Annotated in this window: 10 protein-coding genes; 4 read left to right on the top strand and 6 right to left on the bottom strand. The window is 60.6% G+C overall.

Features of this window, described 5'->3' with window-relative positions; genetic code table 11:
* Nucleotides 1–49: 49 nt before the first annotated feature.
* The 3 genes from glgB to K5R88_RS04960 form a co-directional block, all read right to left on the bottom strand.
* Entirely contained in the window at nucleotides 50–2,281 is a 2,232-nt protein-coding gene (gene glgB / locus K5R88_RS04970) for a 1,4-alpha-glucan branching protein GlgB (protein WP_226299336.1), read from the bottom strand.
* A 2-nt stretch (nucleotides 2,282–2,283) separates the two neighbouring features.
* Nucleotides 2,284–5,625, bottom strand: coding sequence for a maltose alpha-D-glucosyltransferase (gene treS / locus K5R88_RS04965; RefSeq protein WP_226299335.1), 3,342 nt, complete (start codon nucleotides 5,623–5,625; stop codon nucleotides 2,284–2,286).
* 168 nt (nucleotides 5,626–5,793) lie between these two features.
* Nucleotides 5,794–7,788: an alpha-1,4-glucan--maltose-1-phosphate maltosyltransferase gene (locus K5R88_RS04960; protein ID WP_226299334.1), complete on the bottom strand. Its 1,995-nt coding sequence runs from the start codon at nucleotides 7,786–7,788 to the stop codon at nucleotides 5,794–5,796.
* A 216-nt stretch (nucleotides 7,789–8,004) separates the two neighbouring features.
* On the opposite strand from K5R88_RS04960, the gene K5R88_RS04955 reads away from it, so the two are divergent.
* A complete protein-coding gene (locus tag K5R88_RS04955) occupies nucleotides 8,005–8,172 on the top strand; it encodes a hypothetical protein (protein WP_192227263.1) in 168 nt (55 codons plus the stop codon).
* A 128-nt stretch (nucleotides 8,173–8,300) separates the two neighbouring features.
* Here the strand turns inward: K5R88_RS04955 and K5R88_RS04950 are convergent, their stop codons facing one another.
* Nucleotides 8,301–8,795, bottom strand: a complete 495-nt coding sequence (locus K5R88_RS04950; RefSeq protein WP_207284273.1) for an MgtC/SapB family protein — start codon at nucleotides 8,793–8,795, stop codon at nucleotides 8,301–8,303.
* Between the two features lie 121 nt (nucleotides 8,796–8,916).
* On the opposite strand from K5R88_RS04950, the gene K5R88_RS04945 reads away from it, so the two are divergent.
* The 3 genes from K5R88_RS04945 to mapR all read left to right on the top strand — a co-directional run bounded on the left by K5R88_RS04945 (nucleotide 8,917) and on the right by mapR (nucleotide 12,313).
* Entirely contained in the window at nucleotides 8,917–9,150 is a 234-nt protein-coding gene (locus K5R88_RS04945; protein ID WP_226299333.1) for a DUF3203 family protein, read from the top strand.
* Nucleotides 9,151–9,345: 195 nt separating this feature from the next.
* The gene (gene ccoG / locus K5R88_RS04940; RefSeq protein ID WP_226299332.1) at nucleotides 9,346–10,773 is read left to right on the top strand and encodes a cytochrome c oxidase accessory protein CcoG; all 1,428 of its coding nucleotides are present in this window, start codon (nucleotides 9,346–9,348) and stop codon (nucleotides 10,771–10,773) included.
* 130 nt (nucleotides 10,774–10,903) lie between these two features.
* The gene (gene mapR, locus K5R88_RS04935) at nucleotides 10,904–12,313 is read left to right on the top strand and encodes a GntR family transcriptional regulator MpaR (RefSeq protein WP_223480937.1); all 1,410 of its coding nucleotides are present in this window, start codon (nucleotides 10,904–10,906) and stop codon (nucleotides 12,311–12,313) included.
* 123 nt (nucleotides 12,314–12,436) lie between these two features.
* Here the strand turns inward: mapR and K5R88_RS04930 are convergent, their stop codons facing one another.
* The gene (locus K5R88_RS04930; protein ID WP_008035597.1) at nucleotides 12,437–13,183 is read right to left on the bottom strand and encodes an SDR family oxidoreductase; all 747 of its coding nucleotides are present in this window, start codon (nucleotides 13,181–13,183) and stop codon (nucleotides 12,437–12,439) included.
* Nucleotides 13,184–13,423: 240 nt separating this feature from the next.
* A complete protein-coding gene (locus K5R88_RS04925) occupies nucleotides 13,424–15,532 on the bottom strand; it encodes a putative bifunctional diguanylate cyclase/phosphodiesterase (RefSeq protein WP_226299331.1) in 2,109 nt (702 codons plus the stop codon).
* Nucleotides 15,533–15,630 lie beyond the last annotated feature (98 nt).

The following is a 15,630-nucleotide window of genomic DNA, read 5'->3' as shown; positions in this document are numbered from 1 at the left end:
CCGACTCCAGAAACATATCTGGGGCCGGCACCCTGACTTTTTACGCTGCCTACCCCTCCGGCCGCAACATCAACACCGCCAACGGCGGCAAATTCAGCACCAGCGAAAGCGCCTGCCCATGGCTCGCCTCTTCCTCGGTAGACGTCCCGCCGCTGTTCCCGTAATTCGACCCGGCATACGTCGCCGCGTCACTGTTGATCACCTCAGTCCAGCGCCCCGCAAACGGCACGCCAATGCGATAAGCCTGGCGCGGCACCGGCGTAAAGTTGGCCACCACCAGCACCGGCCGACCATCCTTGCTCCAGCGCAGGAACGCGTAAACGCTGTTGATCGCGTCATCGCCAATCAGCCACTGGAACCCTTGCGGCACGTCGTCCTGCTCATGCAGCGCCGGTTCTTCGCGGTACAGCCGATTCAGGTCACCGACCAATGTCTTCACACCTTGGTGTTCCGGGTACTGCAGCAAGTACCAATCCAGCTGCTGATCATGATCCCACTCGCGCCACTGGCCAAACTCGCAGCCCATGAACAACAGTTTCTTGCCCGGATGCGCCCACATGAAGCTCAGGTACGCACGCAAGTTGGCGAATTTCTGCCAGCGGTCGCCGGGCATTTTGTCGATCAGCGAGTGTTTGCCGTGGACCACTTCGTCATGGGAGATCGGCAGGATGAAGCGCTCGGACCAGGCGTATACCAGGCCGAAACTCAGTTCGTTGTGATGATGCGCGCGGTACACCGGATCCTGCTGGATGTAATGCAGCGAATCGTGCATCCAGCCCATGTTCCATTTGTAATCGAAACCCAGGCCGCCCTGTTGCGTGCTCTGGCTCACGCCTGGCCACGCGGTGGATTCTTCGGCGATCACCAGCGCGCCAGGGGCTTCGAGGTTGACCACGTCGTTGAGGTGGCGCAGGAAGTCGATCGCTTCAAGGTTCTCCCGCCCGCCGTGACGGTTCGGCACCCATTCGCCGGCCTTGCGCGAGTAATCGCGATACAGCATCGATGCCACCGCGTCGACGCGCAGGCCATCGACATGGAAATGCTTGAGCCAGTGCAGCCCCGACGCCAGCATGTAGCCGTGCACTTCGGTGCGTCCGAGGTTGTAGATCAGCGTGTCCCAATCCTGGTGGAAACCTTCCAGCGGGTTGCCGTATTCGTACAGCGCGGTGCCGTCGAATTGCGCCAGGCCGTGGACATCGGTCGGGAAATGCGCCGGCACCCAATCGAGGATGACGCCGATGTCGGCCAGGTGACAGGCGTTGACGAACGCGGCGAAGTCATCCGGTGAACCGTAGCGCGCACTCGGGGCGAATTGCGAGAGCAGTTGATAGCCCCACGAACCGCCGAACGGGTGCTCCATGATCGGCATCAGCTCAATGTGGGTGAAGCCCAGATCTTTCACGTACGGGATCAACCGTTCACCCAGTTCGTGCCAGGTGTACTGACGCGCGACTTCGCCCAGATCGTCCAGTTCGCACTGCCAGGAGCCGGCGTGCAATTCGTAGATCGACAGCGGCGCGCTCGGCTGTGAACGCTCGACGCGTGCCTGCATCCACGCGTGATCCTGCCACTCGATGCTCAGCGGTGAGGCGACTTTCGATGCGGTGTCCGGCGGCAGCGCGGTGGCCAGGGCCATCGGATCGGCCTTGAGCGGCAGAATGCCGTGGGCACCGAGGATCTCGTACTTGTAAGCCTCGCCTGCTTGCATGCGCGGGATGAACACTTCCCAGACACCGGTCGGGTGACGCGAGCGCATCGGGTGCCGGCGGCCATCCCAGTTATTGAAATCGCCGACCACCGACACCCGTCTGGCGTTGGGTGCCCACACGGCAAAACGCACGCCGTCGACACCGTCGACGTTTTTCAGCTGCGCACCGAGGCAACTGCTCAAGTCGCGGTGATTGCCCTCGGCGAACAGGTACAAGTCCATTTCACCGAGCAACGGGCCGAAGCTGTAAGGGTCCTCGGACACCTGTTCGCCACCGGCCCAACGGGTGCGCAGCACATACGGCTGCGCGTGCTCGAAATGCCCGACAAACAACCCGGGCGTCTGGGTGGCTTCAAGGCTGCCGAGTTCTTCACCGGAGTCCTTGGCCAGCACCTGCACGCTCAGCGCGTCAGGCAGATAAGCCCGAATAAATTGCCCGCCAGCGCCATCGCCATGGGGGCCGAGGATTGCAAAGGGGTCGTGATGTTCAGCGCGTACCAGCGCATCAATGTCCCGGGATCTGGGCAGTAACGCCTCTCTAGCGTGACCCTGTTCCTTGTTCGAGAAACTCATGACTACTCTCCACCAAGATCGGAAAAGGGTTTAAGCCCACTCAATAATCCATATAAACCGTGCAACGGCACGGGCAACCAGGTGGGCCGATTCTCTGCCTCATAGGCCACCTCATACGCCGCTTTCTCCAGACCGAACAACGCCAGCGCGGCGTCCTCGCCTTCCGGATCTTGCCACGCATGAGCAAGACTAGCTGCCGCCAGCCGATAAGCGTCGACAAATGCCTGTCGCGCTTCACTTAAATAGCGATCGGCAACGCGCTGGCGAGCCGCCTGCACATCGGAGGTCTGATCGGCGTTGTGCACGTTGATCGTCATCGCCGCAGCGTAGTCGAAGGAACGCAACACGCCGCTGACATCTTTGTAGGGGCTGTGTTTGCCGCGACGTTCGGCCAGTGGCCGTGCCGGTTCGCCTTCGAAGTCGATCAGGTACGCATCACCCTTGATCACCAGCACCTGCCCGAGGTGCAAGTCGCCGTGGACGCGAATCCGCAGACCACCGACTGCTTTTTTACCCAGTTCCTGGACGTGGGCGAGGATGGCTTTTTTGTTGTCCAGTAAACGGCTGACCAGGGTTTTGTCCGCCGGGTTCAGTTCGCTTTGATGCTGTTTGAGCAACTTCAGCGCGTGCTCCAGTTGCGCCGCGACATCCTTGGCCGAGGCCAGGGCGTCTTTTTGCGTGGTGACGTGCGGGGCGAAGTCCGGGTCGTCGGTAGACGCCGCCAGCACCAGGTGCATTTCGCCCAGGCGCTGGCCGAGCATTGCGGCGAAGTCTTTCAACTCGCCGAGGGCGTTGTAATGCTGCTCCTGCTCGGACATGGCGTCGGCCAGCTCATCGCGCAGCGCCCGTTCGAGGTTGTTCTGCGTCCATTCCCACGCATCGCCCTGATTGCTCAAATAGCCTTGGGCGATCATCAGCAGATTGTCTTCGCCCTTGGCGTCGCGGCGAACCACCGAACCCAGCAGCGGCGAGATATTGGCAAAGCCTGCGTTGGTCAGGTACGCGCTCATTTCCAGTTCCGGGTGCACGCCCGAGGCGATCTTGCGGATCAGCTTCAGCACCATGGTTTTGCCCACTACCACCGAACTGTTGGACTGCTCGGCGGACAGGTAACGCACTTCCGAATCCGCCGTCAGCCCCAGGCCGGCCAGTGCGGCAGTCGGCTCGAAACGGATTTCGCCGCCATCGGAAGGCAACACCGTGTTGTCCTGCATGGCTGACAGCACGGCGCGGATGAAGTGTTCGAGGCTGAAGGCATCGGTGATCAAACCCACCTGCGGTCCGCGTCGCACCCGCGACAACGCCAGCTGCTGCGGCAATGCCGGCCCGACCTGATCGTCCGCAATGAAGCCGAACGGCAACTGGTAACGACTGGTCTGGTCGCCGCTGGTGACTTCGATTTCACTCAACAGCACCGGATGCTGCGCATCTCCAAAACGCACGCCGTAGGCCAGGTTGACCTTGTCGATGGCTGCGTCCTTGCCGGCGAACCAGCGCCGGTTCTGCAACCAGCTTGGCAAGATGCTCTGCTCCAGCGTGCCACGGGACGGCGCTTCGAGCAGTTCCTCCATGCGTTTTTTCAGCACCAGCGTGGTGAAGTCCGGCAGGCTTTGCGCCGGTTCGACGTGCCAGCTCGGCATCTGGTTTTCTGCCGCCAGCACAAACCAATAGAAACCGTACGGTGCCAGGGTCAGGAGGAAATTCAATTGCCCAATCGGCGGGAACGCATTCCCGCCGAGCATCTCCACCGGCACCATGCCGACGTAGGCCGACAGGTCGAGCTCTGCCGCTTGCGCGCTGCGGGACACGTTGGCTACGCACAGGATGATTTCGTGCTTGCCGTCGGCCCCGGTGAATTCACGGGTGTAGGCCAGAATCCGGCGGTTGCTCGGCGACAGCATTTTCAGGGTGCCACGACCGAAGGCCTTGGACTGTTTGCGCACCGCGAGCATGCGGCGAGTCCAGTTCAGCAGCGAATGCGGGTCGCCGGCCTGGGTTTCGACGTTGACCGACAGGTAGCCGTATTGCGGGTCCATGATCGGCGGCAGCACCAGGCTCGCCGGGTCGGCGCGGGAGAACCCGCCGTTACGGTCGATCGACCATTGCATCGGCGTGCGCACGCCATCGCGGTCGCCGAGGTAGATGTTGTCGCCCATGCCGATTTCATCGCCGTAATACAGCGTCGGTGTGCCGGGCATCGACAGCAACAGGCTATTGAGCAATTCCACGCGACGACGATCACGCTCCATCAGCGGTGCGAGGCGACGGCGAATCCCCAGGTTGATCCGCGCGCGACGGTCGGCGGCGTAGTAATTCCACAGGTAATCGCGCTCCTTGTCGGTGACCATTTCCAGGGTCAGCTCATCGTGGTTGCGCAGGAAAATCGCCCACTGACAGTTGGCCGGAATTTCCGGGGTCTGACGCAGAATGTCGGTGATCGGGAAACGGTCTTCCTGGGCCAGCGCCATGTACATCCGCGGCATCAACGGGAAGTGAAAGGCCATGTGGCATTCGTCGCCGTTCAGGCCTTTTGTATCGGTGTCGCCGAAGTACAACTGGGTGTCTTCCGGCCATTGGTTGGCCTCGGCCAGCAGCATGCGGTCGGGATAATTGGCGTCGATTTCGGCACGGATCTGCTTGAGGACATCGTGGGTCTCGGGCAGGTTTTCGTTGTTGGTGCCGTCGCGCTCGATGAGGTACGGAATCGCATCCAGACGCAAACCGTCGATGCCCATGTCCAGCCAATAGCGCATGACCGAGAGCACGGCTTTCATGACCTGCGGGTTATCGAAGTTCAGGTCCGGCTGGTGGGAGTAGAAGCGGTGCCAGAAGTACTGACCGGCGACCGGGTCCCAGGTCCAGTTGGATTTCTCGGTGTCGAGAAAAATGATGCGGGTGCCGTCGTATTTTTGATCGTCATCGGACCAGACATAAAAGTCCCGCGCGGCCGAGCCAGGCTTGGCTTTGCGCGCACGCTGGAACCACGCGTGCTGGTCCGAGGTGTGGTTGATGACCAGTTCGGTAATCACCCGCAAGCCACGTTTGTGCGCTTCAGAGATAAAGCGTTTGGCGTCGGCCATGGTGCCGTAATCGGGGTGCACGCCGCGGTATTCGGCAATATCGTAACCGTCATCGCGTCGTGGCGAGGGATAAAACGGCAACAGCCAGATGGTGTTGACGCCTAGGTCGGCAATGTAATCGAGTTTGGCGATAAGGCCGGGAAAGTCGCCGATCCCGTCGTTGTTGGAGTCGAAAAAAGACTTAACGTGAACCTGGTAGATCACCGCATCCTTGTACCAGAGCGGGTCCTTGATAAACGTGGCTGCCTTGGGTTTCTTCGCCATTTGAAACTCCTGTTGAGTTCGAGAAGGTCGCTGGGCCGTACACAGTCCTCCGACGCAATGATTTCCCTTGTAGGAGCCGGCTTGCTGGCGATGGCGGCGGGCCAGTCAACGAAAGTGTTGAATGCAATTGCGCTATCGCCAGCAAGCCGGCTCCTACAGGTCCTGCGTTTAGACGGTGATGCGCCAGATCCCGAACGGCTGATGCGCCGGGTCGATCCGCATGAACTGGTACTTGCCGTGCCAGGTCCAGCGATGCCCGTTCATCAAATCCTCACCCTGGGTGCTGGCGTCGTCGGACAAACCCATTTCCCACAGCGGCAATTCGAAATTCGCTTCCTGAACGTTGTGCGGATCGAGGCTGACGGCCACCAGAATGAAATTGCTGCCATCGGCGCTGCGCTTGCCGAAATACAGAATGTTGTCATTCCAGGCGTTGTAGACCCTTAGCCCCAAATGCGTGTGCAGCGCCGGGTTTTGCCGACGAATGCGATTGAGCTGCGCGATCTCGGCGATGATGTTGCCGGGCGCATTGAAGTCCCTTGGGCGAATCTCGTACTTCTCGGAATCGAGGTATTCCTCCTTCCCCGGCACAGGCGCGGCTTCGCAGAGTTCGAACCCGGAATACATGCCCCACAACCCGGAGCCCATAGTCGCCAGCGCCGCACGGATGAGAAAACCGGCGCGCCCCGACTCATGCAGAAACGCCGGGTTGATGTCTGGCGTATTGACGAAGAAATTCGGCCGGTAGCATTCGCGCCACGGCGATTCGTTGAGCTCGGTGAAGTACGTCGACAGTTCATGCTTGGTGTTGCGCCAGGTGAAGTAGGTGTAGCTCTGCGAATAACCGACCTTACCCAGGCGCGCCATCATCGCCGGCGTGGTGAAGGCTTCGGCGAGAAAAATCACCTCCGGGTACAGCGCCCGCACATCGGCGATCAGCCACTGCCAGAACGGCAACGGTTTGGTGTGCGGGTTGTCGACGCGAAAGAGCTTCACGCCCTCCTCGACCCAGCCGACCACGATGTCGCGCAACTCGACCCACAGGCTGGGGATCGCCTCGACCGCATAGAAGTCGACGTTGACGATGTCCTGGTATTTCTTCGGCGGGTTCTCGGCATATTTGATCGTGCCGTCCGGGCGCCAGTTGAACCAGCCGGGGTGCTGTTTCAGCCACGGATGGTCCTGGGAACACTGGATGGCAAAGTCGAGCGCGATTTCCAGGCCATGGTCAGCCGCTGCAGCCACCAGCCGACGGAAGTCTTCGCGGGTGCCCAGCTCCTTATGAATCGCCTCATGCCCGCCCTCTTCACTGCCAATGGCATAGGGGCTGCCCGGATCGTCGGGGCCAGCGGTGAGCGAGTTGTTCGGGCCTTTGCGGTAGCTGCGCCCGATCGGGTGGATCGGCGGAAAATACAGCACGTCGAACCCCATGTCGTGGATCATCGGCAGCCGCGAATGCACGTCATTGAAGGTGCCGTGACGGGCCGGGTCATCGGTGATCGAACGCGGGAACAACTCATACCAACTGGCAAACTGCGCGAGCTCGCGTTCGACATCCAGCGGATACTCGGCGCTCAGGCTCAAAAAAGCGTGGTGATCGGCCTCCGCCATCAGGTCAGCGCTACGCTGGTGCAAAAACAGTGCGACCTGCTCGGTTTCGAGCAACCCGGACAATTCATGGTGCAGCGCGGCCAGCGCTTCGCTGAGTGGTCCTTCAGTGCGTTCGGCCGCCTGCTGGACCTGATTGCGCCCCTCCTGCAACTCAAGACTGACCGGCACGCGGGCCGTGTACTTTTTTTCCAGCTCATAACAGAAGCTGGCGAACTGATCGACCCAGGCTTCGATGCAGAACACATAGCGGCCCTGGCGGTCGACGCGGAACTGGCCTTGATAACCGTTGTTGCCCAACTCGCCCATGACTTCGCTCTGCCAGACGTCATCGTCGGCAGCGCGCCAGCGGACCCGGACGGCCAGTTTGTCATGACCGTCGGCGAAGACTTTGCTGGTGACGACCACGTCTTGCCCCACCACCGCTTTAACGGCGAATTGCCCGCCATCGAGGGTCGGCATGGTGTTTTCGATGGCGATGCGCGGTAGCAGTAATGCCTGCGACAGCGGCATATGAGGGTTGTAGTTGAGCTCTGTGGGTTTTTCAGCAGTCATCGAGCATCTCTCCTTCACGCCCCATGGACGCTCTTGTACCTGGTCGTCATTCGCACAAGGCCAGCGGCCCCGGAATGAACTCACTTAAGTTCCGAGCGATGGGCGCCGGTAAAGTTCACGGGGATTTGCCTGGGTATCCGGTGGAATCAATTCCTGCACGAAGTGGTCAACACACTTAAGCACGACTTGCGCCATGTGCCACTGGAGGCTTCAACGATGAGTATTCCAATCCCGGCAGAAACGCCAGATCCGAACATCGACCAACCGACCATTCCGCCGACTGAGCCACAGCCTGTACCCGAGCAGGACCCGCCGGGCACTACCCCGCCACCGCGTGAAGATCCGCCAGAAACCATCCCGCCGGTAATCGTCAGTCCCGAATGATGCCCGCCAACCTGAATGATGCCGCAACCCCTGTAGGAGCCGGCTTGCTGGCGATAGCGGTCGTCCAGATAACGCAATGTTTAATGTACGGACGCCATCGCCAGCAAGCTGGCTCCTACAGGTCCGTGTCAGTCTTTGTTTTCGAGTAGCTTCACGATCCTCGGCATCACACTGAAAATCCCCAGCGCCAGCAACGTACTGAACACCGCCGTCGCCTCACGCCCCAACCCGGCGGAAACACCAATCGCCGCGGTCATCCACAACCCGGCGGCGGTGGTCAGGCCTTTCACGTGGCCTTCATCACCGTCCTGGTTTTTCAGGATGGTCCCGGCACCGAGAAAGCCGATCCCGGCGATCACGCCCTGCACCACGCGGCTCATGGCATCCGCCTGAGAACCGGACATTTGCGGCACCAGCACAAACAATGCCGCGCCAAGGGCGACCAACATGTGCGTTCGCACTCCGGCCGCCTTGCCCTTGTGTTCACGCTCGAACCCCAGAATCCCGCCCAAAATCGCCGCTATCAGCAATCTGACGGTAATTCGTGTCAGTTGTGAGGCGTCGCCGATGTCGGCGAACTCCGCTTGCAGCGTCACCCAAACCTCATGCCACCAGGCGTTCATGGTGCAATCCTTGTAGATGCTCGATAGAGGATGGACCGCGCCGACCATTAATCGGTTGCACAGAACGATGGCGGCCGCGGGTGCCCTAACAGTCATGAACCCGCAGAAAAAGGACCTCTCCATGACTGTGCGCATCGAAAACCAGACCTGCTTCTTCATCACGCAGAACGGCGAAGAAATCCGTCTGTGCCCCGACGTCACCATCATCACCGACGGCGCCAAGGCCATGTCGGCGGTAGACATCGACGGCCAGCGCATTTACATCACCGAAGCAGAAGCCGATGCATTGACCGTATCAGGCGCAGTGGACGGCCGCCGGCATCTGAAGGCAACCAACAGTGATTCGGTGATTTGACTGACCCGGATCAACATCACGCGCGGGCGCCTGATATAGGCACCCGCGCCCCGTTTTGACGGGTGCATCAACTTGTCGCAGGGCGAGGCCAAACGCTCATCTGATCCGCTTTTTATTGCGATACCTGAGTCTGTTATGCAAACAGATCGCCGCTCATAGTGCTCATGCCTGATGGAGGCTGATGAGCGAAAGACCATGAGCGAAAGAATCCCCGTCCGAACCGTAGAACCCGCCTCATTTGTTAAAAATGAGCCTTCGCGTCCAAAGATGAAGGCCAAGTCCAGCGACAACCTGATCCACACCCGCAGCTTCACCGGCCTGTTCCGAACCCTGCGCTTGAGCGGTGCGGGATTTCTGTTCCTGCTGTTTTTCGGCACCGTGTGGTTGAACTGGGGTGGCCGTCAGGCCGTGCTCTGGGACCTTTCCGAAAGCAAATTCCACATCTTCGGTGCGACCTTCTGGCCGCAGGATTTCATTCTGCTGTCGGCGCTGCTGATCATTGCCGCGTTCGGTCTGTTTGCGATCACCGTATTTGCCGGCCGGGTCTGGTGCGGCTACACCTGCCCGCAGAGTTCCTGGACCTGGATCTTCATGTGGTGCGAGAAGATCACCGAAGGCGAGCGTAACCAGCGAATCAAGCTGCAAGCCGCGCCCTGGGGCGTCAATAAACTGATGCGTCGCTCGGCCAAGCACACGCTGTGGCTGGCGATCAGTTTGATGACGGGCCTGACGTTTGTCGGTTACTTCACGCCGATCCGCCCGCTGGCCGAAGAGTTGCTGACCTTGCAGATGGGCGGTGTCAGCCTGTTTTGGGTGCTGTTTTTCACCGGCGCGACTTACATCAACGCCGGTTGGCTGCGCGAAGCGGTGTGCATGCACATGTGTCCGTATGCACGGTTCCAGAGTGTGATGTTCGACAAGGACACGCTGACCATTTCCTACGATGTCGCCCGTGGTGAAAACCGTGGCCCACGCAAACGTGAGGTGAAACCTGCCGACGTCGGCCTTGGTGATTGCATCGATTGCCAACTGTGTGTGCAGGTCTGCCCGACCGGCATCGACATCCGCGATGGCTTGCAGATGGAGTGCATCGGGTGCGCCGCGTGTATCGACGCCTGCGATTCGATCATGGACAAAATGGGCTATGCCCGTGGCCTGATCAGCTACACCTCGGAGCACGAGTTGCAAGGTGGCAAGACGCATCTGCTGCGGCCAAGGCTGATCGGCTACACCGCGGTGTTGCTGGTGATGATCGGCGCCCTCGCCCTCGCGCTGGTGGAACGGCCGATGGTGTCGCTGGACGTCAGCAAGGACCGTGGTCTGTTCCGCGAGAACAGCCAGGGGCAGATCGAAAACATCTACAGCCTTAAAGTCATCAACAAGACCCAGCAACGTCAGGACTACCGCTTGACCCTGGTCGATGGCGACGGCTTCCAGCTGCAAGGCAAGACCGAACTGAGCCTGGCGCCGGGCGAAATTGTCGACGTGCCGGTGTCCGTGGCGATGACCACCGAACGGCCGAGCAGTAGCTCGCAGAGCATCAATTTCAAGATCGTCGACAGCGATGAACCTGAGATTTATAGCGTGGCCAAAAGCCGGTTTGTTGCGCCGATGAACCGTTGATCCCTTAGACTGCGGTGCTGCCATTCGCGGGCAAGCCTCGCTCCTACGGTACGATGGTGTCTGTAGGAGCGAGGCTTGCCCGCGAAGAAGTCACCTCGATTTCACTGAACCACAATGAACCGGGCACTCGATGAAACGCTACGAAAAATTCGCCGACGACATCGCTGAACTGATCCGCTCCGGCGTCCTCGGCCCCGGCCAGCGCGTGCCCTCGGTGCGCTACGCCAGCCAGACCTACGGCGTCAGCCCGTCCACGGTGTTCCAGGCCTATTACCTGTTGGAGCGCCGTGGCCTGATCCGCGCCCGCCCGCGTTCCGGCTACTTCGTCAACACCCATGCGCCGAGCCCGTTTTCAGAGCCGGTGATCAGCAGCCAGGTCAACGAGTCCACCGAAGTCGACGTCAGCGAACTGGTGTTCTCGGTCCTCGACTCGATCAAAGACCCCAACACCGTGCCCTTCGGCTCGGCGTTCCCCAGCCCGACCCTGTTTCCGTTGCAACGCTTGTCCCGCTCCCTGGCCAGCGCCGCCCGGGAAATGGACCCGCGCATGGTCGTCACCGACATGTCGCCGGGCAACCCGCAACTGCGCCGACAAATCGCCCTGCGCTATATGGTCGGCGGACTGATGCTGCCCATGGAAGAACTGCTGATCACCAACGGCGCCCTCGAAGCGTTGAACCTGTGCCTGCAAGCCGTCACCGAACCCGGCGACCTGGTGGCCATCGAAGCCCCGGCGTTCTACGCCTGCCTGCAAATCCTCGAACGACTGAAACTCAAAGCCGTGGAAATCCCCGTGCACCCACGCGACGGCATCGACCTCGGCGTGCTCGCGCAAACCCTGGAACGCCACCCGATCAAGGCCTGCTGGTGCATGACCAGTTTCCAGAACCCCATGGGCGCCACCATGCCCGAGGCGAAGAAACAGGAACTGGTGGAGCTGTTGCGCAGCCACCAGGTGCCGCTGATCGAAGATGACGTTTACGCAGAACTCTATTACGGGCAGCAGGCGCCAAAACCGGCGAAAGCGTTCGATACCGAAGGGTTGGTGATGCACTGCGGCTCGTTCGCCAAGAGCCTAGCCCCTGGTTATCGCATTGGCTGGGTAGCTGCCGGGCGCTATGCGCAGAAGATTGAGCGGTTGAAGTTGATGACCTCGCTGTGCGCATCGATGCCGGCGCAGGCGGCCATTGCCGACTACCTGCAACATGGCGGCTATGACCGGCATCTGCGCAAACTGCGTTATGCGCTGGAAGAGCAGCAAAGTGCGATGCTGGCGGCGATTGCGCGCTATTTCCCGGCGCAGACTCGCGTCAGCCAACCGGCAGGCGGGTATTTTTTGTGGCTCGAATTGCCGCCGCAGATGGATTCGTTGAAGTTGTTTCAGATGGCATTGGCGCAAGGGATCAGCATTGCGCCGGGGCCGATATTTTCACCGGCGCAGCGGTTCAGGAATTGTATTCGGCTGAATTATGGCAGCCCTTGGGATGAGGCTGCGGAGAAGGCGATGGAGACGTTGGGGCGGATTGTGCGGTCGTTCTGAAGGTTTGATAGTGTTTGGTTTATCGCCTTCGCGAGCAGGCTCGCTCCTACAGTTGACCGTATTCCACTGTGGGAGCGAGCCTGCTCGCGATGAGACCAGAACAGGCACCACAACACTTGAAGGCTAACGCCCGCCTCCAAGATCAACAAACGTCCCCGTCGCATACGACGCCTTATCCGACAACAACCACACAATCGCTTCCGCCACTTCATCCGGCCGGCCACCGCGTGCCATCGGTATTGCCGATTCCAGTTTGCTGACCCGGTCCGGATCGCCGCTCAGTGCGTGGAAATCGGTGTAGATATAGCCAGGTCGCACGGCGTTGACGCGGATACCTTCGCCGGCCACTTCCTTGGACAGCCCGACGGTGAAGGTGTCGAGTGCGCCTTTGGAGGACGCGTAGTCGACGTATTCGTTGGGGGCGCCCAAGCGTGCGGCCACCGAGGAAACGTTGACGATGCTGCCACCCTGGCCGCCATGTTTGGGCGACATGCGCAGGATCGCGTGTTTGGCGCAGAGGATCGGCGCCAGGACGTTGGTTTTGAGAATTTTGAGGATGCGGAATTCGGACATTTCGTCGACCCGGGACTTGTGCCCCACGGTGCCGGCGTTGTTGACCAGTGCGGTGACCCGCCCCAGTTCGGTGTCGACCCGGTGAAACAAGGCGATCACTTCGTCTTCGATGCTGACGTCGGCACGGACCGCGATGGCTTGGGCACCGAGGGCGCGGACTTGCTCGAGCACACGGTGCGCAGCTTCTTCGTCGGATTGATAGTTGATGCAGATCCGATAGCCCTGTTCGGCGGCCAACAAGGCTGTGGCGGCACCGATGCCGCGGCTGCCGCCGGTGATGACGATGACTTTGTCCATGCGAGCTTTCCCCGTTCAAGCGTAAGCAGTCGGGGGCAAGAATAACCGTCATCGACGTTTTTTGCATGGGGTGTGTGGAGACTGGACGGGCCCCATCGCCAGCAAGCCGGCTCCTACAAGGTTTTGTGGCGGGCCTGAACGATCTGAACTACACGGTCCTCTGTAGGAGCCGGCTTGCTGGCGATAGCGCCCTCGAAATCGACGTAACTCTCACGGGGCCCATCGCCGGCAAGCCGGCTCCTACAGGGAGAGTGACTCGGCGGTAAGCGGTAACGCGGCCGCACGCTCCGCTCGAAGGATGTCGACCATGAAGCGCTCCGCCGGCAGCGGGTGCCCCAGCAGGTAACCCTGCAACGAATCACAGCCCAGCTGGGTCAGGAAATCCTGCTGCACGTCGGTTTCCACCCCTTCGGCGACAATCCGCAAACCCAGTGCCTGGCCCAGCGCGACGATGGCGGAAACGATCGCGGCGTCGTCGCTGTCGCGTTCCAGGTCGCGGACAAAACCGCGGTCAATCTTCAATTCGTTGGCCGGCAAACGCTTGAGGTACATCAAACTCGAATAGCCGGTGCCAAAGTCATCGATGGACAAGTCGACGCCCATCTCCGAGAGCTCGTTAAGCACCGTCATGCTCGCATCAGCGTCGCTCATGGCGGTGGTTTCGGTGATTTCCAGGGTCAGGCTGTTAGCGGGCAAATGGTGCGTGGCCAGGGCTTTGGCGACACTCTGAACCAGGCCGGCATGGCAGAACTGCAGGGCCGAGAGGTTCACCGCGATGCGCCAGTCGGTGTAGCCGAGCACGTACCACTCGCGCATCTGGCGGCAGGCTTCGTTGAGCACCCAGTCGCCAATCGGAATGATCAGCCCGGTCTTCTCCGCCAGCTCGATGAATTTGTCCGGCAGCAGCATGCCCTGAGTCGGGTGCACCCAACGCAACAGCGCTTCGGCGCCGACCGGCCGGCCATTGCTGGCGTCGAACTTGGGCTGGTAATAGAGGCTGAATTGTTGCTGGTCCACGGCATTACGCAGGTCTTGCAGCAATTGCAGTTGTTTGCGCGCGTTGCTGTTCATCGAGGCGTCGAAGAAGCTGTAGCCGTTTTTGCCCGCGCCCTTGGCGTGATACATCGCCGCATCGGCATTCATCAGCAGCTCTTCGGCCGTCTGGCCGTTGCCCGGGTAGAGGGCGATGCCGACACTGGCTGAAATCTGCAAATCATGTTCGGCGACACGGAACGAGCGCGCGATCATTCCGACCTGACGGGCCGCCAGGTTCAGGGCGTCATGTTCGTCGCGCAGTTGCACCAGCAAGACAAATTCGTCACCGCCGATCCGCGCCAGGGTGTCCTGGCTGCGCAGATCCTCGCGCAAGCGCAAGCCGACTTCCCGCAGCAACAGATCGCCCATGTGATGGCCGAAGGCATCATTGACCGGTTTGAAACCGTCCAGATCGATGAACATCAATGCAAAACAACCGCCCTGCTCCTGCACCTTCGACATGGCCTGGCCGATGCGGTCGGCCAGCAATATCCGATTCGGCAAACCGGTCAGGGTGTCGTGCAGCGCCAGTTGGGTGAGTTCACGATTGGCTTCGGTCAGCGAACGGGCCAGGTCGGCGGTGCGCGCCTCCAGACGCGCATCCAGAATCGAGGTGAGCAAGGCGATGCTCAACACCGCCAGCGTGGTGATCAAGACCAGGCTGTCCAGGCCCTTGCCGCTTAAACCGTTGACCGCCGCGCCACAAAAACTGCCGTCCGGAAACTGCGCCGCAGCCATGGCGGTGTAATGCATGCCGACGATGGCGATGCCCATGATCACCGCCGCGCCGCCGCGAATCAGCCGGACGTAAGGCGTGTGCTTGCGCAGGCGGAAGGCGATCCATAACGCCGCGCCCGAGGCGCCAACGGCTATCAGCAGCGATGCGCTGAACAGCGTCGGGTCGTAATCGATGCCCGGCTGCATGCTCATGGCGGCCATGCCGGTGTAGTGCATGGCGCTGATGCCGGCACCCATCACCAGTGCGCCGAACGCCAGTTGCCAGGCCGGTAATTGTGGCTGGCTGACCAGCCACAGGGCGAAGCCGCTGGACAGGAACGCGGTCAGCAGCGACAGCGACGTCAGCGTGACATCGTAGCCAAGGTCAATCGGCAATTTGAACGCGAGCATGCCGATGAAATGCATCGACCACACACCAATGCCCATCGCAAAAGCCCCGCCCGCCGTCCACAAATGCACGGCCCGACCTTTGGCGGTGGCAATGCGCCCGGTCATGTCGAGTGCGGTATAGGAGGCGAGAATCGCTACGAAGAGCGAAATGATAACCAGCGTGGGTGAATAGCTACCGATGAGCATTGGATTTCTCGCGACTACCCCGCCGTACTGCTTCCGTTCTCGGGGGGCAAATCGGGCGATTGTACTGATTGCACAAAAGAACGCACTGAGAAAATTAG

This window comes from Pseudomonas sp. MM213 (assembly GCF_020423045.1).
In the GTDB taxonomy this organism is placed as follows: Bacteria; Pseudomonadota; Gammaproteobacteria; order Pseudomonadales; family Pseudomonadaceae; genus Aquipseudomonas; species Aquipseudomonas migulae.
This window is presented reverse-complemented; position numbering and strand designations above follow the sequence as displayed.